The sequence below is a fragment of the Thalassotalea sp. G20_0 genome (assembly GCF_017744175.1).
Classification (GTDB): Bacteria; Pseudomonadota; Gammaproteobacteria; order Pseudomonadales; family Endozoicomonadaceae; genus Endozoicomonas.
Map to the genome: position 1 here is coordinate 1 of NZ_JAGHQV010000402.1, position 670 is coordinate 670.

The following is a 670-nucleotide window of genomic DNA, read 5'->3' on the forward strand; positions in this document are numbered from 1 at the left end:
TCTACCGGGAAGTCCGCCCCACCATGCTCATACAGATGACTCAGGTGGAACATGGCCCAAGCGTTACCCAGGTCAGCCGCCTTGAGCAACCAGAACTTCGCCTGCTGCAGATCCACCTGAAAGTGTTCGCGACCATACAGATATAACCAGCCCAGGTTGCTCATGGCTGAAACATATCCCAGCTCAGCGGCCTTGAGGAAAAAATGTTTTGCTTTGTGCGGATCTGCCTCAAAGCCCTTGTCACCAAGCACATAACGGTTGCCGAGGGTGTTCATGGCTGGCGCATTTCCTAGCTCAGCCGCCTTGAGCAACAGGCGTTTTCCCTTGTACCGGTCTACCGGAAAGTTCTTGCCACCACCCAGATACAGGTTACCCAGTTTACTCATGGCCAGAGGAGACCCCAGCTCAATGGCTTTCAGGTACAATCGCTCTGCTTCACGCAGATCTAACCCAAAGTCCTGGTCAGCATAGTTATGAAGGTAAACCAGCTGGTACATGGCTGAAGCTACAATGGCTGGATCTTCCCCCAGCTCAGCCGCCTTGAGGTACCAGCTCTCGGCTTTGTGCAGATCTACCGGAAAGCCCTTGCCACCATGCTGATACAGGTGGCCCAGCTGCCACATGGCTGCAATATCCCCCAACTCAGCCGCCTTGAGGTACCAGTGCTCCG

1 pseudogene is annotated in these 670 nt (G+C 54.6%); it reads right to left on the minus strand.

The annotated features are described in order from the left end of the window. Positions 1 to 670 (minus strand): annotated as a pseudogene (locus J7438_RS26735) (SEL1-like repeat protein); the annotation flags it as partial.